The sequence below is a fragment of the Bradyrhizobium sp. F1.13.3 genome (assembly GCF_040548265.1).
In the GTDB taxonomy this organism is placed as follows: Bacteria; Pseudomonadota; Alphaproteobacteria; order Rhizobiales; family Xanthobacteraceae; genus Bradyrhizobium.
Genome location: NZ_JBEPRI010000019.1, coordinates 74,829 through 97,726, shown reverse-complemented (window position 1 = coordinate 97,726; position 22,898 = coordinate 74,829). Strand labels below are relative to the sequence as shown.

General features: G+C 59.1%; 19 protein-coding genes and 1 pseudogene. 14 read left to right on the top strand and 6 right to left on the bottom strand.

The features are described 5' to 3' along the window. Window positions 1-96 precede the first annotated feature (96 nt). A complete protein-coding gene (locus ABIB66_RS35720; RefSeq protein ID WP_354211317.1) occupies window positions 97-2,160 on the top strand; it encodes a phospholipase C in 2,064 nt (687 codons plus the stop codon). A 119-nt stretch (window positions 2,161-2,279) separates the two neighbouring features. Further along, window positions 2,280-2,966 carry a hypothetical protein gene (locus tag ABIB66_RS35715; RefSeq protein ID WP_354211319.1) on the top strand — a complete coding sequence of 229 codons (687 nt, stop codon included), beginning with the start codon at window positions 2,280-2,282 and terminating at the stop codon, window positions 2,964-2,966. A 45-nt stretch (window positions 2,967-3,011) separates the two neighbouring features. On the opposite strand, the gene ABIB66_RS35710 is transcribed toward ABIB66_RS35715, so the two are convergent. Further along, the gene (locus ABIB66_RS35710) at window positions 3,012-3,359 is read right to left on the bottom strand and encodes a hypothetical protein (RefSeq protein ID WP_354211321.1); all 348 of its coding nucleotides are present in this window, start codon (window positions 3,357-3,359) and stop codon (window positions 3,012-3,014) included. A gap of 1,151 nt (window positions 3,360-4,510) precedes the next feature. Between ABIB66_RS35710 and hemA the strand changes: the two genes are divergently transcribed. The 6 genes from hemA to ABIB66_RS35680 all read left to right on the top strand — a co-directional run bounded on the left by hemA (window position 4,511) and on the right by ABIB66_RS35680 (window position 10,320). Further along, on the top strand, window positions 4,511-5,722 hold the full coding sequence (hemA, locus tag ABIB66_RS35705) for a 5-aminolevulinate synthase (protein WP_354210843.1): 1,212 nt from the start codon (window positions 4,511-4,513) through the stop codon (window positions 5,720-5,722). Window positions 5,723-5,759: 37 nt separating this feature from the next. Further along, window positions 5,760-6,374 carry a PepSY domain-containing protein gene (locus ABIB66_RS35700; protein ID WP_354210842.1) on the top strand — a complete coding sequence of 205 codons (615 nt, stop codon included), beginning with the start codon at window positions 5,760-5,762 and terminating at the stop codon, window positions 6,372-6,374. Window positions 6,375-6,510: 136 nt separating this feature from the next. Beyond that, entirely contained in the window at window positions 6,511-7,590 is a 1,080-nt protein-coding gene (locus ABIB66_RS35695) for a type III polyketide synthase (protein ID WP_502917418.1), read from the top strand. Then, entirely contained in the window at window positions 7,587-8,105 is a 519-nt protein-coding gene (locus ABIB66_RS35690) for an isoprenylcysteine carboxyl methyltransferase family protein (RefSeq protein WP_354210841.1), read from the top strand. Before ABIB66_RS35695 ends, ABIB66_RS35690 begins: the two co-directional genes overlap by 4 nt. After that, window positions 8,095-9,645 (top strand): DHA2 family efflux MFS transporter permease subunit, encoded by a 1,551-nt coding sequence (locus tag ABIB66_RS35685; RefSeq protein ID WP_354257877.1) that lies wholly within the window; start codon window positions 8,095-8,097, stop codon window positions 9,643-9,645. Before ABIB66_RS35690 ends, ABIB66_RS35685 begins: the two co-directional genes overlap by 11 nt. Before the next feature lie 501 nt (window positions 9,646-10,146). Then, window positions 10,147-10,320 carry a hypothetical protein gene (locus ABIB66_RS35680; protein ID WP_354210839.1) on the top strand — a complete coding sequence of 58 codons (174 nt, stop codon included), beginning with the start codon at window positions 10,147-10,149 and terminating at the stop codon, window positions 10,318-10,320. A 331-nt stretch (window positions 10,321-10,651) separates the two neighbouring features. Here the strand turns inward: ABIB66_RS35680 and ABIB66_RS35675 are convergent, their stop codons facing one another. Beyond that, on the bottom strand, window positions 10,652-12,292 hold the full coding sequence (locus ABIB66_RS35675; protein WP_354210838.1) for a Na+/H+ antiporter: 1,641 nt from the start codon (window positions 12,290-12,292) through the stop codon (window positions 10,652-10,654). Window positions 12,293-13,107: 815 nt separating this feature from the next. After that, window positions 13,108-13,254, bottom strand: a pseudogene (locus ABIB66_RS35670) (IS110 family transposase); the annotation flags it as partial. Window positions 13,255-13,421: 167 nt separating this feature from the next. Between ABIB66_RS35670 and ABIB66_RS35665 the strand changes: the two are divergent. Then, the gene (locus ABIB66_RS35665) at window positions 13,422-14,714 is read left to right on the top strand and encodes a sensor histidine kinase (RefSeq protein ID WP_354210837.1); all 1,293 of its coding nucleotides are present in this window, start codon (window positions 13,422-13,424) and stop codon (window positions 14,712-14,714) included. A 589-nt stretch (window positions 14,715-15,303) separates the two neighbouring features. Here ABIB66_RS35665 and ABIB66_RS43710 read toward each other — a convergent pair. The 3 genes from ABIB66_RS43710 to ABIB66_RS35650 all read right to left on the bottom strand — a co-directional run bounded on the left by ABIB66_RS43710 (window position 15,304) and on the right by ABIB66_RS35650 (window position 16,480). After that, window positions 15,304-15,510 (bottom strand): hypothetical protein, encoded by a 207-nt coding sequence (locus ABIB66_RS43710; RefSeq protein WP_502917417.1) that lies wholly within the window; start codon window positions 15,508-15,510, stop codon window positions 15,304-15,306. A 26-nt stretch (window positions 15,511-15,536) separates the two neighbouring features. Further along, complete coding sequence (locus ABIB66_RS35655) at window positions 15,537-15,983, bottom strand: HlyD family secretion protein (protein ID WP_354257874.1); 447 nt, start codon at window positions 15,981-15,983, stop codon at window positions 15,537-15,539. A gap of 254 nt (window positions 15,984-16,237) precedes the next feature. After that, complete coding sequence (locus ABIB66_RS35650) at window positions 16,238-16,480, bottom strand: HlyD family secretion protein (RefSeq protein WP_354210835.1); 243 nt, start codon at window positions 16,478-16,480, stop codon at window positions 16,238-16,240. A gap of 612 nt (window positions 16,481-17,092) precedes the next feature. On the opposite strand from ABIB66_RS35650, the gene ABIB66_RS35645 reads away from it, so the two are divergent. The 5 genes from ABIB66_RS35645 (at window position 17,093) to ABIB66_RS35625 (ending at window position 22,865) form a co-directional block, all read left to right on the top strand. Continuing rightward, window positions 17,093-17,617: a flavodoxin family protein gene (locus tag ABIB66_RS35645; protein WP_354210834.1), complete on the top strand. Its 525-nt coding sequence runs from the start codon at window positions 17,093-17,095 to the stop codon at window positions 17,615-17,617. Between the two features lie 3 nt (window positions 17,618-17,620). Then, window positions 17,621-19,468 (top strand): 2-oxoacid:acceptor oxidoreductase subunit alpha, encoded by a 1,848-nt coding sequence (locus ABIB66_RS35640; protein ID WP_354210833.1) that lies wholly within the window; start codon window positions 17,621-17,623, stop codon window positions 19,466-19,468. Further along, a complete protein-coding gene (locus ABIB66_RS35635) occupies window positions 19,465-20,352 on the top strand; it encodes a thiamine pyrophosphate-dependent enzyme (protein ID WP_354210832.1) in 888 nt (295 codons plus the stop codon). Before ABIB66_RS35640 ends, ABIB66_RS35635 begins: the two co-directional genes overlap by 4 nt. 298 nt (window positions 20,353-20,650) lie before the next feature. After that, entirely contained in the window at window positions 20,651-20,926 is a 276-nt protein-coding gene (locus ABIB66_RS35630; protein WP_354210831.1) for a PepSY domain-containing protein, read from the top strand. Window positions 20,927-21,842: 916 nt separating this feature from the next. After that, the gene (locus ABIB66_RS35625; RefSeq protein WP_354257871.1) at window positions 21,843-22,865 is read left to right on the top strand and encodes an alpha/beta hydrolase; all 1,023 of its coding nucleotides are present in this window, start codon (window positions 21,843-21,845) and stop codon (window positions 22,863-22,865) included. Window positions 22,866-22,898: the final 33 nt, after the last annotated feature.

Genomic DNA, 22,898 nt, shown 5'->3' with positions numbered 1-22,898 from the left:
CATATTTCTTTTGTGCGTTCACAGTAGCGAAAAGTCTGCGTCACATTGCCACACTAAGCAGAGTGCGTTCCAACCACGAAACACCTGAGGTCGACAATGAGTTTGAATTACAAAAGGCACTGGCGAACGAGCAGCGCGCTCTGCATCGCGTCAACGGTGCTCGCCGCAACAGCCGCATATGCGGCTCACTATCCGGGCGGCCGCAGTGATTGGGACAAGCGTCCGCATCACAATCACCAGGCGCATGAGGATGGCGATCGTGCGAACCATGAGAACCCTGGAAATCACGGGGATGGCGATCACGGCGACAAGGGGAAGACCGCTTCGCCGATCAAGCACGTCATCGTCCTGATCGGCGAGAACCGTGGCCTTGATCACACCTTCGGGGTGTACAAGCCGAAGGGCAAGGGCCAGACGATCTCCAACCTGCTGTCGAAGGGCATCGTCAACGAGGACGGAACGCCTGGACCTAACTTTGCGCAAGCGCAGCAGTACTCGGTCGGCGGCCAGACATCCTTTTTTATCGGCGCGCCGACGATCTCGAAGTCGCCCTACAACGCGACCAACCAGATGCCGCAGCCGAACACCAACGGGACGCCGACCGCGCAGAGCGACACTTCGCCTCCGTTCAAGACGGTCGCCGAGGCCAGCGTTGAGAAGGACGCGGATGCGAGCGATCTCGACGTCCTCACGACCGGCTTCAGCGGCCTGCCGACCGGCGTGCTGGATACCCGCGTTCCCGGTGCCGGCGGTCTGAACGGACCGTTTCCGCTGCAGGGCGAGCAGATCAGCGACGACGACTACACCGGCGATTCTACGCATCGCTTCTATCAGGACTGGCAGCAGGAAGACTGCAGCGCCGCCAGCGCCACCAAGAAGAACAATTCGGGCTGCCTGAATGACTTGTTCCCGTTCGTGATGGCAACCTATTCGGCGTCGAACAAGAGCATGGCCAATTCGATGGGCTTCTACAACGCCCAGCAGGGTCAGGCCCCGGTCCTGAAGATGCTCGCCGACCGCTTCACCCTGAGCGACAACTTCCACCAGTCGTTCCACGGCGGCACCGGCGCGAACCACTTCATGCTCGGTACCGGCGACGCGGCGTTCTGGAGCGACGGCAGGGGCAACCCGGTGACGCCGCCGGCGAACCTCATCGCCAACCCGAACCCAGCGGCGGGTTCGGTCAACCGCTACACCGTCGATGGTAATTGGAGCAATTGCTCGGACGTGTTCCAGCCCGGCGTGAAGCCGATCGTTACCTACCTCAACAATCTGCCGTACGCGGCGGAGCCGAACTGCAAGCCCAACCACTACTACATGCTCAACAACGTCAATCCAGGCTATCTGCCGAACGGCGCGCTGTCGGGTGGCAACAACGTCCCGCCCTCGTCCGTTCGCACGATCGGCGATGCGCTCATGGAGAAGAACATCTCCTGGGCGTTCTATGGCGGTGCGTTTAACGACGCCGTGGCGCTTTCCAACGCTGCAGTTGCGGCCAATCCGTCGAACCCGAACCTCAGCGCCGCTGCGGTCGCCGATCCGGCGCACGCGCTCGGTGTTGCCTACTGCCAGATCTGCAATCCGTTCCAGTATGCGACCTCGATCATGGCCAATCCGGCCGTGCGCCAGGCTCACATGAAGGACACTGCCGATCTGATCACGGCGATCCAGAACAACACGCTGCCTGCGGTGTCGTTCGGCAAGCCGGACGGTCTGCTCGACGGTCACCCGCAAAGCTCGAAAGTCGATCTGTTCGAGGCCTATACCCTGAATGTGCTCAACGCGCTGGACAACAATCCTGAGCTGAAGGCCGAAACGGCTGTCTTCATCACTTGGGACGAGGCCGGAGGCTACTGGGACTCCGGCTACCAGCAATCTATCGACTTCTTTGGCGACGGTCCGCGCATCCCGACCCTGATCCTTTCGCCTTATTCGACGGGCGGCAAGATCAACCACAACTACGCCGACCACGTTTCGCTTCTGAAGTTCATCGAGCGCAACTGGGCTCTTCAGCCGCTCACGAACCGCAGCCGCGACAACCTGCCGAACCCGACCTACTCGAAGAACAACGACTATGCCCCAACCAACAGCCCGGCACTTTCCGACCTGTTCGACGCGTTCGACTTCAGCAAGCCGGTCACGTTGTCCTACACCGAGTGATCGAGCTCTCGTCCACGACTAGGTCTTGAGTCCTTCCAAAGCCGGCGCCGATCAAACCAATGCTTCGGTCGGCGCCGTCATCTTTTGCCTGCCCACTATCCGGTCAACGGGGAAAAGCGATGAAGCGCAACGAGAAGACGTATTCGGCAAGGAAGAGCGCCGCAGCCTTCCTGCTCGCGGTTGCCACTCTGGTTCACGCTCCGAAGTCGGCCAGGGCGCAGCAGTTTTCCGCCGACCTGATTGCTAGGAAAGACGACACCGCAACTGCAATGGGAACCTTGCGGGTCTTGGACGGGAAAGCGCGGATCGAGGCGACCGCGTTGCCCAATGGTTTCTTCCTGATCGATACGGCCAAACCCGCCGCCTATTTCGTCCGCCCGCGCGCGCACGTCTTCATGGACGCGAGGCAATCAAGCGCGCTGACCCGGATGTTCGTCCCGGTCGATCCAGACGATCCCTGCCGGCAATGGCAGGCTCTCGCAGAGCAGGCCTCGTCCATCGATCTCGCGAGGTGGCGCTGTCAGCGGTATGGAGAGGAAACAATTGCTGGGCGCAACACCGATGTATATCGAATTACGGCGTCGTCCAGTTTCGGCTTCGCTGGGTGGATCGACCGAAAGCGGAAATTCCCGGTGCAAATCAAAATCTCGGATGGCACGGTGATCGCTGTCGATCATATCCGCGACGAGGCCCAACCGGCGCAAGCCTTCGAGATTCCCGCGAACTTGCGCAAGTTTGACCCGCAAGCACTGATCCGCAGGATTCAGCAGAGCGACATATTGGTTGCGCCGCCGGCCTCGCAATAGGCCGGTGGGAGTTCGCGCCTTTGCGCTACTGCGGCTGCCGGCTTGTCATCGGCAAGTTCGGGCCGAGCGCAGCACGCTGCTTGGCCAGCGACCAGGGTTCGAGCTTTTCACGGGACGGGAACGTTCAAGTGACCAGCTGGGCGCTTTCGGCGATCTCGTGGTCGATAGGCCGGCTGCGACATCGAGAAGGATGCGGCGCAGGGTCAGGATGAGGTCCTTTAGAATCGCGGGTGCCGCAAGCGGCTCGTCCTTACCGCCGACCGTAGTGTTTCGGATGTCCGGAAGATGCTCGGTCACTTCACGCAGTTCGGCGTCGACGCCGGCCAGGGGCAAGGAGACCACCGCGGTACCGGCGTCCGGGACCTCGCTCGATAGCTCGAGCATTTCCTTCATCTGGATCGTTTCGTCCGCGAATACCGGACACTATGCCCCAGGTTATTGAGATGAGCAACGCCGACGGGCTGAAGGCCGTGTTGTGCCGCTCAGCCGCGATGACAAGGTCGCCGACAGTTCCGGCTGTTGTGGAGAAGCTGAAGGAGTGCGAAAATCGCTGAGCTGTCAGGCCGCAAGAACGCGGTCTTCCTTCTCCGCTTGCAGCACCGGAATTGAGAAGCAGTTGAGGAGCAGTTAAAGATGGCGACGGAGAAGCTGGCCGGAGGACGCAAGCAGGACAGGGTGCGTGTCGCGCGAGCCAAAGATTACGACTTAGCCGACCAAGTGAGAAGGCGGCGCGCTCGGCCGCCGCGGTGAACCGCAACTGCATGAGTAGCCCTGCGAGCTGCAGTTGAAGCAACAGCGCCTTGATCGATCGCGGGCAGGTCGCCGGCGAGCGCACGGAAACAAGATGCGAGTTAGATCGCGGCCTCCGAAATCCTGACTCCGTTCGCCTTTGGAATGAGTCTCGGCCGCGTTCACGAGGACAGGATAACTGTCGGCTGGCAGACCGTCGTATATTCGGCGCAGCTCTACGTCCCAGGACCAAGTCTTCGTAAGCACTTCCCGAATGTCCGGAAGCGAACGTCCATTCAATCCTCGCTGTCGAGTGGCCTGGGAGCCTTCACTGCGATGTCATCGGCTACGTTAAAATTCCGGCAGCGCAAAGTGCTAACCGATCAGCAAGCCCAGCAACCTGATTCCGCTAAATTGCGCACGATTCATGGCACAGCATGACCGTTCGTTCCGCGGCGCCTGCTCTCACAGAAGCTAAGGGGTATTCCGTTCCCTTGGGCGGGCGAGTGGAGGCTATTTACTCACAGCTCACTTCGAGCTGACCTAGGGAAAGAAAGGTTCTCGTAACCGAATTCGACAACCATCCTACAAAGGGGTGAGGCCTGCGCAAGGTTGCAAAGAAGTATCTCCACTTGTTGACGTGATCGTCCAAGTCATGACGCGTTTCAACAAGACCGCCCCGTAGCTCCAACGCAATCTTCCCGTCAGGTAGATGTTAGTACGATGGTCTGCTCAGTGCGATCTTCACCGGACGCGCAAAAGGGATCAACCGGCGACCCTCAAACCGATTTGCAACGGTTAAACGGTAGAATGTTATGAACTACGAAGTCCATTTTCAGCGTCAACTTGATGGTCTTCGTCGCGAGGGGCGCTATCGTGTATTCGCCGATCTGGAGCGAAAGGTTGGCGCGTTTCCCCGTGCTAGGCATCACCAATTCCATGGAATAGGCGAAGTGACCGTGTGGTGCTCCAACGATTATCTCGGGATGGGTCAAAATCCGGTGGTGCTCGCGGCGATGCACGAGGCACTGGACAATTGCGGCGCAGGTGCTGGTGGGACGCGCAACATTGCTGGCACTAACCACCTTCATGTGCTGCTGGAGCGCGAGCTGGCCGATTTGCACAGCAAGGAAGCCGCGCTTTTGTTTACGTCCGGCTATGTGTCGAACATGACCACGCTCAGCACGTTGGCCTCGCACATGGCGGGCTGCACGATCTTGTCTGACGAACTCAATCACGCGTCGATGATCGAGGGGATCCGGCACAGCCGCAGCGAAGCACGCATATTTTCCCACAACGATCCGCGTGACCTCGAACGCAGACTGTCCGATCTCGATCCGCATGCACCGAAGCTGGTGGCTTTCGAGTCGGTGTACTCCATGGACGGCGACATCGCTCCGATAGCGGAGCTCTGTGACGTGGCGGACGCCCACAATGCTATGACCTATCTCGACGAAGTACATGGCGTGGGGCTGTATGGCCCGAAGGGTGGCGGGATCGCCGATCGGGAGGGCTTGAGCCATCGTCTCACAGTGATCGAGGGCACGCTCGCAAAGGCTTTTGGTGTGGTCGGCGGCTATGTGTCGGCGTCTGCCACGATCTGCGATTTCATCCGCAGCTTTGGCTCCGGATTTATCTTCACCACGTCTCTGCCGCCTGCGGTAGCTGCTGGTGCGCTTGCCAGCGTTCGCCATCTGAAATCGAGCTCAGAAGAACGGGCGCGGCATCAGGACCGGGTGGCGCGGCTGCGTTGCCGACTCGATGAGGCCGGCGTTGCGCATCTCGATAATCCCAGCCATATCGTACCAGTGCTGGTTTGTGATCCCGTGCTATGCAAGCAGATCAGCGACCGGTTGGTCGACCGGTATGGCATTTATGTCCAGCCGATCAACTATCCGACGGTGCCGCGAGGCACAGAGCGGCTTCGGATTACTCCGTCCCCGTATCATACCGACGCGGATATCGAACATCTGGTACAGGCGCTGGTGGAGATATGGGCGGACGTTGGTCTGGCCAGAGCAGCATAGCCGAGTGCGATCGTGCTGTGGTGCATCGAGTGAGCCAATGTCAAAGAAGCAACTATTCGTAGCACTATTATTGCTGTTCTCCGCACCCTCCTATGCCGGCGCCCCGTTGGATGTCGAAATCAGCGGGGCCCAGGAACAGGATGCAAACGACAATGGACTTACCGACGAGGCGGTAGGCCGTGAACTTGAGTTGTTCCGAGGCGCCGAAGTAACACTGCGCCAGGCTCTGAAGATAGCCGGCAGCCTCCACCCCGGTTCGAGGATCGTGGATGTCAGTTTTGATGGCGGCTCCAGCCCATCCGTCTATCGCGTGAAGACGTTTCGGCAGGATCGCATCTGGGCGGATACGATCGACGCCAAAACAGGGCAGGTTGCGGGCAATGCTGCAGTGTCATCCATAAGCGAGTTGAACCCAGAGGATCGGCTCAACTTGATTGCCATGCGATCTGTGCGACAAGAGCTTGCAGATGCAGTCTTCGTAGCCGAGGACAGCACCTCAGGAAAGGCGCTCAGCGGCGGACTGATGAACGAAGCCGGAAAGTTGATTTTTGTGATCGTGGTTCTGTCCGGCACCAACCTCAAGCAGGTCATCCTCGAACCGCCCAGCGCCAACAATCTAGGAACGCTTCCGCATCGTTCAAAGCAGCATTGACGTCAGGATCAGGCCGTACTGACGGCAATTCACGCGTCGCCTCTTCGAAATGGTGGCGCACTCAAGTTTTAGTGACCTCTCCGACCAGTTCATTTCCCACAAGCGTGGAAATATTCGCGCCACGCCGATGTTTCTTATGATGATGACAGAAGTGTTAAGATCGCCGATGTCCCCAGCTGCCCTGGTCTCCCTAGCGACGTCGGTGCCTCCCCACGTGTTTTTGCAAGAGGACGTGCTGACGGCGGCATGGGATGTCTTCGGCGCCCGCTTTCCCGAATTCGAACGGTTCTCAAGCATTTTCTCGAATACCGGAATCGTCAAGCGTCACGGCGTCAAGCCGTTCGACTGGTACCTCCAACGACGAGGCTGGCCGGAACGCACCGAGGCGTTTCTCGAGGGAGCTGAAGCGCTCTTTGTCGACGTCGCTGAGAAGGCGCTGGCGAGCGCGCAACTTGCTGGCGGCGACGTCGACGCTGTCGTGACCGTCTCTTCCACGGGAATCGCGACACCAAGTCTCGAGGCGCGCGTTGCGCGCCGGATGGGGTTCCGGTCCGATGCGATGCGTGTACCGGTGTTTGGTCTTGGCTGTGCGGGCGGGGTTTCGGGTTTATCGATTGCATCGCGCCTCGCCGAAGCGCGGCCTGGCACCAACGTGCTGCTGGTCACGATCGAGCTTTGCTCACTCGCGCTTCGCCTGGACGAACTTACCAAAGCCAACATCGTCGCCGTCAGCCTGTTCGGCGACGGCGCTGCCGCAATCGTATTGCGCGCCGGCGATGGTGGTGAGACGCAGATCGAGGCGACCGGCGAGCACCTTTGGCCGGATACGCTCGGGATCATGGGATGGAGTGTCGACCCGGAAGGATTCGGCGTCATCTTTCGCCGCACCATACCTGACTTCGTCACGAGGCATCTCAACTCCGCCGTGACGGAAATTCTCTCCAGAATGCGCCTCTCGATGCAAGACATTGACCGGTTCATCTGCCATCCCGGCGGCACGAAGGTTGTCAGTGCACTGGAAAGCGCACTCGCGCTCGACCAGGGAACGCTTTCCCATGAACGACAGATTATCGCCGACTTTGGCAACATGTCGTCACCCACTGTATTGTTCGTGCTCGAGCAGGCCCGCGCGAAGGGGCTGCCGGCGCGGTCGCTGTTGACGGCGCTCGGACCCGGCTTCACCGCGAGCTGTGTCGCGCTACGGCACACTGCGTGACGTTTGCTGAACTGATTCTCGGCGCCATCACGCTGCAGCGCGGGGGCGAACTCGTCATTTCGCGCGCCAACACTCGAAAGCTCCTGGCCCGCGGCGCCGTTGAGGTGGCACCCCGGCATTATCCGTTGATCATCACGGTTCATGCCGCCTGGCTGTTGTCGCTGTGGGTGTTCGGACGCGATCAACCGGTGAATGTCGTCGCCCTGGCCGGCTATCTTGTCCTTCAGTGCCTTCGCTTCTGGGTCATCTGGACGCTCGGCTCACGATGGACGACGCGGATTGTTGTTCTGCCCGGACAACCGCTCGTGTCAGCGGGACCCTATCGATTTCTGCCGCATCCCAACTATGCCGTGGTCGCCGGCGAGATCGCCGTGCTCCCTTTGGTTCTGGCTCTGCCGCTGCTGGCCGTCGTCTTCAGCATCCTCAACGCTACGGTTCTCGCGATCCGTATCCGGGCAGAAAACCGCGCTCTCGCCGCATCCCGTAAGACAATGCGTGCGGCGCATGGGCACTGAACGGGTTATCGAGCCCAGTGCGGCGACGTGGCTTGGCTTCGTCCTGATGTGCCTGGGCATGTTCATGGCGATCCTCGACATTCAGGTCGTCGCCACTTCGCTACCCACGATCCAGAGTACACTCGCCATATCGCGAGAGGCGATGAGCTGGATCCAAACCGCGTATCTAATCGCCGAGATCATCGCCATCCCACTGACCGGGTGGCTTACGCGCGCTCTGACGCTGCGATGGCTGTTCGTTGTTGCGATCAGCCTCTTTACTCTCGCCTCCATCGGTTGCGCGTTCAGCAGCAGTTTTACAACGCTTGTCAGCTTCCGCGTGCTTCAGGGCTTCGCTGGCGGCGTGCTGATTCCGGCGGTTTTTTCCGCTGTCTTCCTGCTGTTTCCGATCCGCTTGCATCCCATTGCCACCACCATGGCCGGCATTATGGCCGTGCTGGCGCCCACGGTCGGGCCGGTGGTCGGTGGCTGGATCACCGACACATGGTCCTGGCATTGGCTGTTTCTGATCAATGTCGCCCCCGGCGTGGTCGCCGCATTCGCCACGCCAATGCTGCTGCCGCGCGAACGACCCCGGCTTTCTGATCTGGCCACACTCGACGTGCCGTCTCTCGGACTTCTTGCGGGTTCGCTTGCCTGCTTGGAGATTGGCCTGAAGGAAGGCCCGCAACACGGGTGGCTTTCGCCATTCTGCTCTATCCTGATTGTCTTGAGTGCTGCTGCGGCAACTGTCTTCACCATCCGAACCCTCAGGGCCGCGCACCCGGTGGTCGATCTGTCGACATTTGGATCTCGCTCGTTTGCGATCGGTTGCGCATTGAGCTTCCTCCTCGGAATTGGATTGTTCGGCTCGGTCTATCTCATGCCGGTCTTCCTCGCCTATGTTCGACACCATGACGCATTTGAAATCGGCCCGATCATGCTCGTCACCGGCATTTCGCAACTTGCCACCGCGCCGATCGCGGGCCTGTTGGAAAGCAGGTTCGATCCCCGTTGGTTGTCGGCGGCGGGGTTTGGTCTGTTCGCGATCGGACTGGGTTGGAGTGCATTCGAGAGCCGCGTCGCCGACTTCCAGGAAATGTTCTGGCCGCAAGTCTTGCGCGGCGGTGCGATCATGGTCTGCCTGCTGCCCCCGACACGGCTGGCGTTGGGTTCGCTGACTGCATCGCAGGTACCCGACGCAAGCGGCGTGTTCAATCTGATGCGAAACGTCGGGGGCGCAGTCGGTATCGCGCTGATCGATACGGTCCTTTATGGGCGCACCGGCGGGCATGCCGACGCTTTGCGCGAGCGCCTGATTGCAGGCGATGTGACGGCGGCTCAAGCGATCGGACTTGACCTGACCTTGTTTAGGTACCCTCCTCCAGGGGTATCCGATGCTACGATACAAGCCTATCTGCGTCCCATGGTCGAAACGGCCGCATTCGCACTCAGTGCCAACGAAGCCTGGGCGCTCCTCGCCTCCGCGGCATTCGTCGGGCTATTGCTGATTCCGTTCGCGGCGGGTCCATCGGCAGACATTGATGCGGGCCGAAGGTGAGTAACGCCTCATATTGCGGCAGGCCGCCTCCGACACGCCATTATCTATGCCGATCACGCGGAAAGGTAGGCGCGCGGCGCCCAACGTGGTCAACCTGATGGAGCCGCTGCGCCGGAGCGTTGGTCAGGAGGCCGCGCGGTGAATGCGAGCAAGGGCGCCAAGCAGCCGCGAAAGGCTGCTGCGCGCACAAGGAGATGCTGATGCCGATCATCGGCAAGAAGCCGAACAAGCGGCGAAGAAGCGGCCGGCCAAGCCGCAACGAAAGTCGGCCTAGCGAGAGGGTAGGAGAGCCGTATTGTTATCAAAGAAGCCTCGGCAATCCCAGAAGCGATCCGGCTTGGTCGACGAGTAGGGCGGGATCGAACAATCTTCCAGAGCGAAACCGATGGCTGACCTGGGAGCCGCTCGCCGATCAAGCCCGCCGTCTGCGTCGGATGCCGCGATGCGCATGGCAGATCAGCTGCGAGAGGTGACCGTGAAGGCCCCGTTGCGGAGGCGGACGTGCACGATGTGGACCGCGTTATTTGGCTGATAGGCCGTCTCGAAAGCCTGAATGTCCCGTTGAAGCTCAAATGTCGAGACGGCGGCTTGCGTGTTGAAGAGCTTGCTGTGGCGCAGTTTTCAATGGATATCAGAACCGAAACTGGGCATACAAAGTTCAACTTAGGGCATTAGAGGATGAAGCACCCGGCAACGGCAGACTGATCGTGGGCGCGCAGCGAGCGTGAATGTCGCTTGTGGGCAGAAATCGGCACCGGGGCCAACGTTGAAATATGTCGGCTAAGGGCCCACCGTCGGACTCAGACATTGCCTTCTCTCGATGCTCCATTCGCTCATCTCGTCAGCCCCCTACCAGCAGCTTCGACTTCGTCTGATCAAGCGCTTAGGCTATGGTAAGGCTGATCAGATTGATTAGCGCGGGACTCAGGACGATCGACGCGCCCTCCTTAATGGCGTGCGTGTGCCGTCCTTGGTGGGGCGTGTCCGCGAGACAGAAATAACTTCGTCACCTCGTAGCAAAGCGCGCCTCGAGCAAATCGACTTCTCTGACCAGTTTGCGAGCGATCTCGTCTGAGAGCCTGCGGGACCGCGCGATCCGATAGAGTTCAGCTCGCTCGGCGCGAAGCGCGGCGAGACGAAGCTGGCGCTCGATGTCGTCCAGCCGTCGCGCGAGCGCACGTTCCTCCCCGATCTTCGAACGCCCGTCGATACGCTGGCGATAGAGTTCCATGATCCGCGCGCCGGCATTTGCATAAAGATCCGCATCGCTACGGCCTCCGCCCATGTCGTGCTGTGCTCGCCGCACCGCTTGAATCGCAGCCTCCGCCGCCGCGATGCGCGCTCGGTCCTCGTCTTCCTGATATGACGATTCGGAAGGTAGTTGTAGCCCCCTTAGAAGATGCGGCAAGCAGAGGCTCGCGGCAATCAACGACACGATAATGCCCCCGGCTGCCAGAAAAATAGCAAGGTCACGGGCGGGAAATGCCGATCCATCGTTCAATGTCAGCGGCAGTGTCATAATGCCCGCAAGCGTGATAGCTCCGCGGACTCCGGCCAAGGAGGTGGCTGCGATTAGGCGCCAGCTTGGCGCCGTGGGCTTTTGTTTTTCCAGCGTGGCGCGTAGCAGCATAAGCCGAAGCGCGGTCCAAACCCACAGGAACCGAAGCACTGCAAGAGCGCAGCTGAGGGCGATGACATAGAGCAATAGCCAAGCCGGATCATGGTGCCTGGCCTCGCGCACTACCTGCGCCGCGCCGGTGACGATCCTTGGAAGTTGCTCACCGAGCAGCACGAAAATTATGCCGTTGGCGGTAAATTGAACCGTTTCCCAGACCGCGTTGCGACGAATCCGAGTAACGGCGAGTGCCTGACCGCTCTGCTCGACGTAACTCATGGTGACTCCGGCTGCGACGGCGGCGAGAATGCCGGAACAATTGAGATGCTCGGCCAAAAGGTACGCCCCGAAGGGCATCAGCAAACTGATCAAAATCTGCGAACCGGTCTCCTCGCCGAAACGTAGCCATACCCAATTTTTTGCGAGATATGCAATCCGGGTGACGCAGACTCCAATCATTATCCCGCCGATCGCGACCCACAGGAACGTGCCCACGGCATCAACGAGGGAGAACGTGCCGGTCAAAGCCGCGGTTACAGCAAAACGCATGCAGACCAGACCGGAAGCGTCGTTAAGCAGGGACTCGCCCTCAAGGATGTGCATCAATCTCTTGGGGATCGGCACGCGGGCACCGATCGCGGATACGGCGATGGGATCGGTCGGCGAAAGGATCGCCGCAAGCGCAAAGGCGACGGCGAGAGGTATCGCCGGGATCATCCAATTGATAAAGAGGCCGACTCCAAGAACCGTAAAGACGACGAGGCCAAGTGCCAGTTCCAGGATCGTCCACCTATCGCGGAACAGACCTTCCTTAGAGATGCGCCAGCCGTCCAAAAAGAGAAGAGGTGGCAGAAAGAGCAGGAAGAAGATATCCGGCTTCAGCACGACGCCGAGATTGATCACGGAGGCGATGACTGCACCGATTGCGATCTGAACGAGAGGAAGTGGCAGGGGCACCGGAGACATGCGCGCGAGTCCGCCGCTGATGACGACGGCGACCAAGAAAAACAAGGCAACAGCAATTGTCTCCACGCTTTATCTCGCGATGCACCACGCGACCCGTTCGTCTTCTTTGGAACCTTGCTCGGATGATGACAAAGAAGATTGGTAGGCGCGGGTAAAACTTGGAGGACTCTGCTGTATTCGGCGCGGCTCACCTATGTTGACGGTGGAAAACGTCCGGTCTGCCTTATGAACCCACATGTAGCTGCACCAGGTCACGGAAGCGATCGGCTAATGCCGGACTCATGCTGCTCGTTGTGGCGCCCGCCCGCCGCAATCGGGCTCGCGAATTGCTCCTATCAGTCACTCCGAGGCTGACTTAATCCGCACCGTCACAGCAAGGCGAATGACCCAAAACGCCACATCCTATCGGCCATCACTCGTGCGAGTGCTCGCGTCAGTATCATCGCTAAAGCGAGCTGATCGCCGACTTCGAATGGCCATGTCGTTTCGGAGTATGGGAAAAGGCTAGTCGATGCATCCGCTCAGATCGAAGCGATCCCCCGCATCTCAACACTGCAAGCGTATCAGCGGCTTTATAAAACTGGATCCTGGTGCTGAGAGAGGGCTTCAACATGCTCGGCCAGCGGGGATATCTCGGCCTTGGCTCACTTCAGCCTGTATGTGCCGGTCTGGTGATTGCAGTCGTGAAACGTTCCCGTTTTCACGACCGGAAAAGGCCCAAGGGGTGGACTATGCCGCTTGCCTTTATGTCCTCGTATTTTCCGGTGCCTGCAACATTTTCTCCGGTAAGACTTCCGTCACTTGCGAGCGAAAGTATGCCAAGCGTTTGTCTCCATCAACGTCTAGCCTAGCCCATCATCTCATGAGCGTCAGCCAGATTGCGATCCGAGCAGCACTTCCACCTGGCCACGCGACCACTTTTGCCGCAGCACGATGGCGCCGCGTGCATCGTGGCCCACGACGTGGAACGAGTTCTTGCCAATATCGATGCCGATCACGGCGATCGCGGTATTGGGTGTCCGGGACATGGCGTGCTCCTTGTCTTTGGCGCCCCTAGCGCACGGCCGGACCATCCCACAAAGCAGACGCTGGATGGGTTGGCCGCGCCTCGGTTTTGACGGCCGTCATTGCTATCGCAAACTGCGGCTGGAACCGTTATGCTGCCCTCACGGGTTAAGCCGAGGAACCGCTCCACATGAACGAGAGTATCCACGAAAACACCATCTCTGATCTGCAAGATCGGGTGACGGAACTCATCGAGCAACAGACGGCCATCTCGGAAGTGTTACGCGCCATTGCGAACTCGCCGCACGACATGCAGCCAATCTTCGACGCCATCCTCGACAGCGCCACGCGTCTCTGTCGTGCAGACCTAGGCAGCCTACGTCTCTCCGAAGAAAGCGGCTTTCGTCGCGTGGCGCTGCGAGGCGATCCCCTTTTGACTAGTCGGCTGTCGGCATCATTCCCGGTGGTCACACAAAATGGGAGCCTCCCGAGTTTATTTCCCGCAAGCAGGTTACCCACCCACATCCCCGACATTCCAGCACTTCTTGAAGGCGATCATCCGGATGATCATTGGATCACGGCGGTGAAAATAGGTCTTCGAACGGGCCTGATTGTGCACTTGCTCAACGACAATGAGATAGTCGGGATAATTAGTCTGGCCCGCAAACAGGTGCAGCCGTTCACCGACCGACAGATTTCCTTGTTCACGGACTTCGCTGCGCAAGCCACTATTGCCTTGGAGAGCACGCGTCGCGAGCGGCAATATCGCGAGGCCCAAATGGCGCTGGCACATGCCCACCGCGTCACGACGATGGGCCAGTTGACGGCCACGATCACCCATGAAGTGAACCAGCCGATCACAGCGGCAATCACATACGCGTTAGCCGCTCGGCGTTTCCTAAACGCGGAGCCGCCAAACCTTCATGAGGTAGATGACGCGCTCCTTCGGATTGCCAAGGAGGGGAATCGCGCAGGCGAGGTCGTCGAGCGAGTTCGTGCGCTCATTAAAAAAATGCCCGCACGAATGGACGCCGTAGCGATTGACGATGCCATCCTTGAGGTTGTTGCTCTCACCCGTGCAGAGGCCGCGAACAATAGCGTGTTGGTGCGGACGCATTTTGCGGCGGGTTTGCCGCGTGTCCAAGGCGATCGGGTCCAACTGCAACAAGTGATGCTGAACTTAACCGCCAATGCCTTTCAGGCGATGAGGGGTGTTGGGGAAGGCCCGCGCGAGTTACGGATCGGCATCGAAGCCGTCCCGTCCGAAGGTGCCGTGCGCGTCGGGGTGCGGGACACCGGCCCGGGGCTGAGCCCGGAGAGCCTTCCGCGTCTATTCGAGCCATTCTACACGACCAAGCCCGAGGGCATGGGCATGGGCCTCTCGATCTGCCGCTCGATTATCGAAGCCCATGGTGGGCGGCTATGGGCGACCCCGTGCGACCCGCAAGGTGCTCTCTTTCAGTTTACAATCCCCGCTGACTGAGCTGCGATCCTTAATCGATGTCGCTTATTGGCCGATTCCGTTGAAAAAGGCCCGATATGGTTCACTGCGGTTTCAACGGAGGATGTTCGACGCGGGCATGTCGCGACGGGCTTACCGCTTGGATTGCGTTCTATTCTTCGGATAAGCCGCGAGGTGAGGACTACTCCGTGAGGCAATTCGACGAACAGATCGCAAGCGGGAAGAGCGTTCTTGAGCGTTTGCTCGGGGACAGGTCCGTCCATCTCTCGCACCGTTAGCTTCTGGCCCTAAGCTGAAGAGCGCTTCAGCCGCCGTGATGCCCGCTGTCGCTGATAAACAGGACGTTCAACTTCTCCCAATTAAATTGCGAGACAGCGTGATCTTAAGTTCAGCTGAATCGTGGCGACACTGACCCGTAACTCGCGGAACGAAGTGGACGAAAGCTGAACCTGCGCCGTCAGCGCCACGTTCGACGAGGGCGCGCCGGAGTTGATCTCGGCGATAGCGTTCTGCCACCATGGTATTAGCGTTCGGTCCCGAACGGTTCGGATCTGACCGAATTCCCGTTTGACAAAAACAGGCCGCGCTTTGCCGACCAGAACCGGATGGTTCATTTGATGGCCGGCGGACTGTTGCAGATCGCGGCTTTCGGTGCGGGCGCTCTCAGCGTCGGCAACCGCGCGCAGCGCACGGTGCGACTTATGGCAGCGCCGCCGTCGCTGGCTAGGCCGAATTCGAATGCTCCCAGATCCAAATCCCCCGCAACCAGGCTGATCAGAAGCCCGCAGGCAGCTTTATTCGGCTGCTGAAGGTTCATTGTGACCGCGGAATCGAGTGCTCAATTTACACAGTCATGCCCGGCTTAAGGCCTGCCACCTCTCCCGGCGGGTCGAGCCCCAGACGCCGCGTTTTGCGGTCGCGATCGCCAATCACCCGCTCGGCTTGCCAGGTGGCGAAGACGCCGAGCGGCCGCAACTCGGTAATGACCGCCTTGGTCGCGACACCGGCGCCGTTTCGCATCACGCTCGCCGCTTTTCCGATCGAGAGGCGATTGAGCCGATCCTCGCGCAAATTGAACGAGAGCCATTGCCTGCCCGCCGCCTCGACCATCAGGATTGGTTGACCCGCACGAACGTTTTCGCCGACCTCGGCTGCGATGACGCTGACCACGCCGTCGGCCGGCGCCCGCAACATCATCTTGTTGAGATGGCGCTCGAGCACAGTAACGGCCGCGGCCTGCACCTGCGCGTCGGCGATCGCGCGCGCTTCCCGGTCCCGCCACGGCGGCATCGTAATTAGCCTGGGCTTCCGTCACGTCGGCGCACGCGCTGGCGACGTCGTTCTCGGCCTGATCGAGTGATTGCTGGGACTCGAAGCTCTGGCGCGCCAGCGTGCTGCTCCTGGTGAGCTGGGCCTGCACATAGTCGAGGCGGGCGCTGGCCTTGGCGTTGGCGGCTTTCAGTGACTCGACCTGCTCGCGGCGGACGCCGGCATAGATGTTGTTGCGGTTAGCGGTTACTGATGCCAGCGCGGCCCGCGCCTGATCAGACTGTGCCAAACTCCACCGCGGAGAGTCGCGCTAGAATATCGCCTTCGCGCAGGTGGGCGCCCTCCTCGACCGCAATCGACTGGAGCTGTCCGGTCACCTCCGGCTCCATCGTCACCTCGGTCGTGCGCACGACACCGACGACTGGGGGCGTCGATCCGGAACAACGGGCGGAATAGATCACGCTCGCGACGAGCGCGAGTGGAATCGCGACCATCGCGCCAAGCCTAGCCTTGTGCATCTCGCTGTCCTCTCTTGACGACAACAGGCGATAAGCGGGCGCATAGCCGCGTTTTTGTTTCGCTCGTGCTTGTTTGGAAATGGCGTTGCTATTCGAAAAAACGGAGGCGCAAGCTTGTGGCCGCCGAGGCGCGGCAACGCGATGGGGGGCACATAGTCGGGGCGAAAATCCCCCATCTTTGGCGCGATACACGTTCATGACCATTGGCGAGCGGTCTTTTCGCCTCTAACGAAGAGCCGCGGTGACGGTCATAGCGATGCCCGGCTGAATTGGACCGTTTCTACGGCAAATCGGCCGATTGTCGCGCCGCTACTGAACGCTGACCGGAAGCTCAGGATTGCTGGACCGCGGGGCTAAAGTTCCGACAGCGATTGAACCGGAGGTTTTCTCGCTCGAACCGGTTCGCGATCGTTCTCAACAAGAGCCGAGGCCGTTGTGCGCTTTCCGAAGCGGGTTAGAAGCAGAAGCCTTCCACCGACGACATTCTCATTCAATATCGCGACAAGTATTGGCGGCACAGTCGCGGCTGAACGATGACGGAGTCCGCGTCAGACCGTCCCACCAGCAAGCTCAGTAGATGAAGCCAGTCAGTGGCGGAAAGCGAGATAACTCGTGAACAACGTTGCCGACGCCGCCGAGGCCGTCCCGCAGTTCATTCAGCGCCAAGTCCTCCAAATCGTCTTTGCCTCGACCAGCGGCCACACAGCGTATGTGGTGGATGAGCTGATTTCTTCATTGAAGCGCATTAAAGCAGGTTGGGATATCGTGGAAACGATGGCCGAGAAGACGCATCCAGAGGATTTGCTGAGCGGAGATGTTCTCCTGCTGGCCTCCTCGACTTGGAATACGGGGGGCATGGAGGGACAATTGAATCCACACATGTGGGTGCTGCTCCATGACAAGGCGAAGGCTCTGGATCTGGCTGGAAAACCGTGTGCGTGTATCGGGCTCGGGGATCATCGATATTTTTACACGGCGCGAGCGGCGGATCATTTGCAGCAGTACATCGAGGTCCATCACGGTCGGCTGATTGTTCCAACGCTAAGAATCGTGGACGAGCCCTACGGCCAGGAGGAGGCAGTAAGAGTTTGGGGCAAACAGTTGGTAGATGCGTCGAAGCTGGTAGATCGGTATTAAACCATGTCCCGGATCTCTCTCAAAATCGTAGGTGCTTCCGGACAGGGGATTAACTCAATTGGCGCGATCATCGCGAAGGGTCTCAAGCGATCCGGATATTGCGTTTTTGGCTACCGCGAATATCCATCCCTCATAAAAGGCGGACACGCGAGTTATCAACTCGACGTTTCGAATGAGCGCATCTGCAGCACCGAAACCAAGGTGAACGTCCTTGTCGCCCTTAACCATCACGGTCTCGAGCTTAATATTGAGGACTTGAAACCCGGAGGGGTCGTGCTGCACGTGGCGCCCGGGTGGCAGTTTCCGGAGGATCATCACAAGCTGATCGCGGAGCGAAGCCTTCGCGTCATCTATTTCCCAGTTGATGACATGCTCAGTCGCCTCGGCGCGGGGGCAATTCTGTCGAACGTGCTGCTGACCGCCTTTGTCTGGTGCATGCTGGACCAGGATCTCGAAGCTCTCAAGTCCCTCGTCGGTGAGAAGTTTGCGACCAAGAGAGCGCTTCTCGAACTCAACATGCGATGTATCGATGAGGGATATTCCTTTGTCAACCCAGAGCAGGAGAGGATCACCATCACGCTGCCGCCGCCTGACAAGGAGTTCGCGGGCCACCTTTTGATTACCGGTAGTCAAGCGATGGGGCTCGGCGCGGTTCATGCGGGGGTGCGGCTCTATGCCGGCTATCCGATGACACCCTCCAGCCCGCTGCTGTCATTCATCGCCGAGTTCGAAAACAAGACTCATATGGTTGTCAAGCAGGCGGAAGACGAAATTACCGCCGCGCAGATCGTGAGCGGGGCGATGTACATGGGAACCCGTGCGCTCACCGCCACCTCCGGTGTCGGGTTTGATCTTATGAGCGAGACACTGTCACTGAATGCCATGATCGAGAACCCGACGGTGTTTGTGCTGGCGCAACGCCCTGGGCCAGCCACCGGCCTGCCGACCTGGACGGCTCAAGGGGGCCTTCTGCAGGCCGCGCACTGCTCGGCCGGCGAATTCACGCGCTGTGTGATCTCGGTCAGCAATAGCCAGGATGCCTTCGAGTTGATGCCGGTCGCATTCGAACTGGCCGAGCAATATCAAATCAGTGTCATTGTCCTCACCGACAGGCAGATCGCCGAGGCGCTATACACGCAACACCCTTACGATCTGGAAAAGACCGATATCGATCGCGGACGGCTCGTTGTCGACCCCGAAAAGCTGAAGTTTTTGAAAACTTCCGATCGATTTGACCCGGACGCCAACGGCGGCATTTCGTCGCGATGGCTTCCCGGCAGCGAGGCGGCGACTTATTGCGCGCAGGGCGACGAACACAACTCGATGGGTGCCGTTAACGAGTCCAGCCTCAATGCCAAGTTGCAAATGGAAAAGCGATTGCGGAAGCTTCAGACACTAAAAGCAAGGCTTCCCGCACCTCAATTGAGTGTCGCAGGTCGTAGCGCAACGATGGCCGATTGGACGAAAGTAGGCGACCAGATCGAGTTGCTCGCGATCGGCTGGGGAAGTACCGGTGACGTATTTCACGACGTCATGTGCAGCGATGAGCTGCGAGCGCGGAAGATCGCGTATTTGCATTACACCTATCTGTGGCCACTTCGCACCGAGGAATTGCGAAAAGTGGCAATGCGGGCGAAACGAATTGTCCTGGTGGAGCAGAACTATCAGGGGCAGTTGGGCATGCTGATCAGAATGGATTGCGGCATGGATATCCCGGATAAAATTCTCAAGTACGACGGTCGACCGTTTTTCTACGATGAGCTTCTTTCCTCCGTGTTGGAACGATGTGGGGACGCTTCTGGAGGCAAAGAGAGTCGTTCCGCTTTAGACTGCGCAGGCACTCGATCATGAATATCGCTCCACATATCCGCCCTGCCGCCCTTGCCGACTACTATTCGGAAACCAAGTGCATCTGGTGCGAAGGCTGCGGCAACTATGGCATATGGACTGCCGTGAAGCATGCGCTGGTACAACTGAATTTGCAGCCTTGGCAGATTTGCCTTTGCTACGATGTCGGCTGTCACGGCAACGGCTCAGACAAAATTGAGGGCTACCGGTTCCACGGGCTCCATGGTCGCGTCATCCCGTTTGCGGCGGGCGCGAAGCTTGCAAACATGAAGGTTCCGGTTATTGCGTTCGGCGGGGATGGCGCGACGTTCTCGGAAGGTATCGGGCATTTGATTCATGGCATGAGGAGCAATTATCCGATCACGTTCGTCCTGCACAACAATACAAACTACGGACTGACGACAGGGCAGGCGAGTTCGATCACGCCACAGGGGCAGCCAATGAACACCAGCCCCAACGGGATTCCCGAGCACACGCTGGCGAGCATGGACCTGATCTTCGCGCTCAATCCCACCTTCGTTGCCCGTGGCTTTAGTGGTGACATCAAACTGATGACCCGCATTCTGAAGGCCGCGATTCAGCACCGCGGCTTCGCGTTTGTCGAGATGCTCCAAGCTTGTCCGACGTACAATCATTTCGCAACACACGAACATCTATTGGATCGATACTTCGATGCAAACGCCGATGGTCACGACCCAAGGAATCTGCTGCGCGCGAAAGCGCTGGCTACTGAGGTTCAGGATCGCATCCCCTGCGGCATTCTTTATCAACGCGAAGACATTCCCGACTTCTATAATCGTTTAATTCCTCGACAAGGCGTGGAGACCACCTGCGTAGAGGAGGTACGGAGGTATGATGTCAGCGAGTACTGGAAGGAACTCGTCTGATTGAATTGAATCGTTGGTACGGGGTCCGTTCATCCGTCTGTTCGCGCGATGTTGGCAGCGTCGGTGCCTATAACCTTGGCTCATGACCTGGGTCCCCCGCAACGCCATCGATTGAAAGGTTTGCGAAGCGGATTTGTGTCCGCCGATGGCTCACGGCGAGAACGACGCCATCCTGCTGGCCAGCGTGCCTCGTCTTAACCGCTGTTGGTCGATCTAAATGAGTGGCCGGATGTCAAAGCAACAATCATTCACAGCCTATCATAGTTGCTGATCTGCGCACCCGTATGCCGGCAGCACGTTGCGCGGCGAAATCAGTGCGGTTCAGGAGCAGGACGCAGACGGGAATGGACTTGCCGACGAGGCGATAAGCCGTGAGTTTGAGTTGTTCCGAGGCGCGGAGGTATCACTGCGCCAGGCGCTGAAGATAGCCGGCAGTCCCCACCCCGGTCTGACGATCGTCGATGTGAGTTTTAATGGCGGCTCTGGTTCGTTCGTGCATCGCGTGCAGACGTTTTGGCAGGATCGCATCTCGGCAGATACGATCGACGCCGAAACAGGGGCAGGTTGCGGGTAACGCCACAGTGTCATCCATGAGCGAGTAAAACCTGAAGATCGACACAACCTAATCGCCATGCAATCTGTCAGGCAAGGGCTTGCAGATGCTGTTTCGTAGCTGAGGACAATGCGTCAGGAAAGGCGCTCAGCGGCGGAGTGATGAACGAAGCTGGCAAGTTGATCTTTGTGACCGTGGTTCTGTCCGGCACCAGCCTTAAGCAGGTCATGCTCGAGCCGCCCGGCTCCAACAACCTACAAGTGCGTCCGCCTCGTTCCAAGCAGCATTGATGTCAAGGATCAGTCCACTCTGACGGAAGCCGGATGTCGGCTTTCAGTACCTTTTCCGTCCACAACCATCGGGCACGCTGCGCGCTCGGCTGACGCATCGGCAACAGACCCGTGAATTCCAAGAGGCAAATCTGCGCGTCGGCAGGGGAAGAGCATGCAAATGCTGAACTTTGAAGAAAACGGCTCCATTGTTTGAGAATGATGCCTGCCTCAAACTAGCGTAGGCAGCGAGGAAGCGTTACAGCGACGCAATGGGCGGCATGGAGCAGGATGACCTCCGATGGAAGGAGTGACGGCTGAGGGCTATGGACAGCGGGTTGGCGAGCGATTGCGAGTCGAAAAACGCACGCGCGGTGGTTACCGGGGTATTGCGCTCTGTGGCGGATATATCAGCGTTTCGTGCGGCTTCACCGATCGAGGTCATTTCACGCGCATGTTCAACCGGATCGTTGGCGTAAGTCCGGGCGCCTGGTGTCGGGCGCCGGCGCTCAAGGAATAGAAACCGAGTGACCAGTGCGTGTGGACTTGGCGGGGAGTCAGTTGCCATGTGGAGTCGTTGTCGCAGGCTAGATTGGGCGGTCGCTGTTCTATTCTCCCTCGTTTTGGTGAGTTGCGCCGCGAGACCCGGCCCAGAGGTGCTGACGCCCGTGGCTGCCTCGTCTGGTGAGAAGGCGCTGCAGATTTATGTGGCGACCACGCGTGAGCGAGAGACTTCGTCGGGGAATGTATTCACCGCGAACCGCGCCAGTGTGCTCAACTTTGCAAAGTTTGTCGTCTCGGTGCCGCCCACCCACAAGTCCGGCAATGTCGAAATGCCGACCGCTACGCCGGATCCGCGGAGCAGCTTTGCTGTGGTGGCTCAGTCCGTGATGAGCGAAGCCGAATTTCGTAAAGCCGTTGCTCCGCAGGGCGATACTCGGCGAAAAAAGCACAAAGCCTTCGTTTTCGTGCACGGGTTTAACAGCAACTTCCAAGAGTCGCTGTTCCGGCTCGCTCAATTGCAGGCGGACATCCAAATCGACGGGATTCCGATCCTGTTCTCCTGGCCATCGCAAGGTCAGATAGCTGCCTATGAAATGGACAAACAATCGGCGGGCTATTCTCGCGACTATCTGATGGCGTTACTAACCCTGTTAAGCAACAGCTCCGAGGTCAGCGACATAGTAGTGGTCGCCCACAGCATGGGTGCTATGTTGACCGTTGACGCTCTGCGCCAGCTTCGTATCGCAGGCAAAGATCGAGTGATCGCCCGGCTAGGCCGTGTCGTGCTGGCGGCCCCCGACATCAACGCGGAGACGTTCCGTGCTCAGGTAGAAGCCATCGGTCCGCTCAAACCACCTTTGCTGGTTCTAGTTTCCAAGGAGGATGGTGCGCTTCGAGTGTCCAGTTTTCTTGACGGTGGCATCGCGCGTGCTGGCGATATCAACGTTGACGATCCCATTGTGCGGGAGGCTGCCCTGAAGGAAAAAGTGCAAATCGTCGACATTTCGAGGCTCGCAAAGCACGACGATCTCGGGCACGACCAGTTTGTCAGTGTTGCTGTACTTTATTCACGATTGCACGACCAAGCCACGCGCTATCGCAACACGGCTGGCACATTCACCTTTGTGGATGACGATGAGCCGCTCTTGAGGCCGATCGACATCGGAAATCAGGTTGCTGCGCAATGACGGCTTGCAAGGATCGCAGGACTCTTCCGGAGC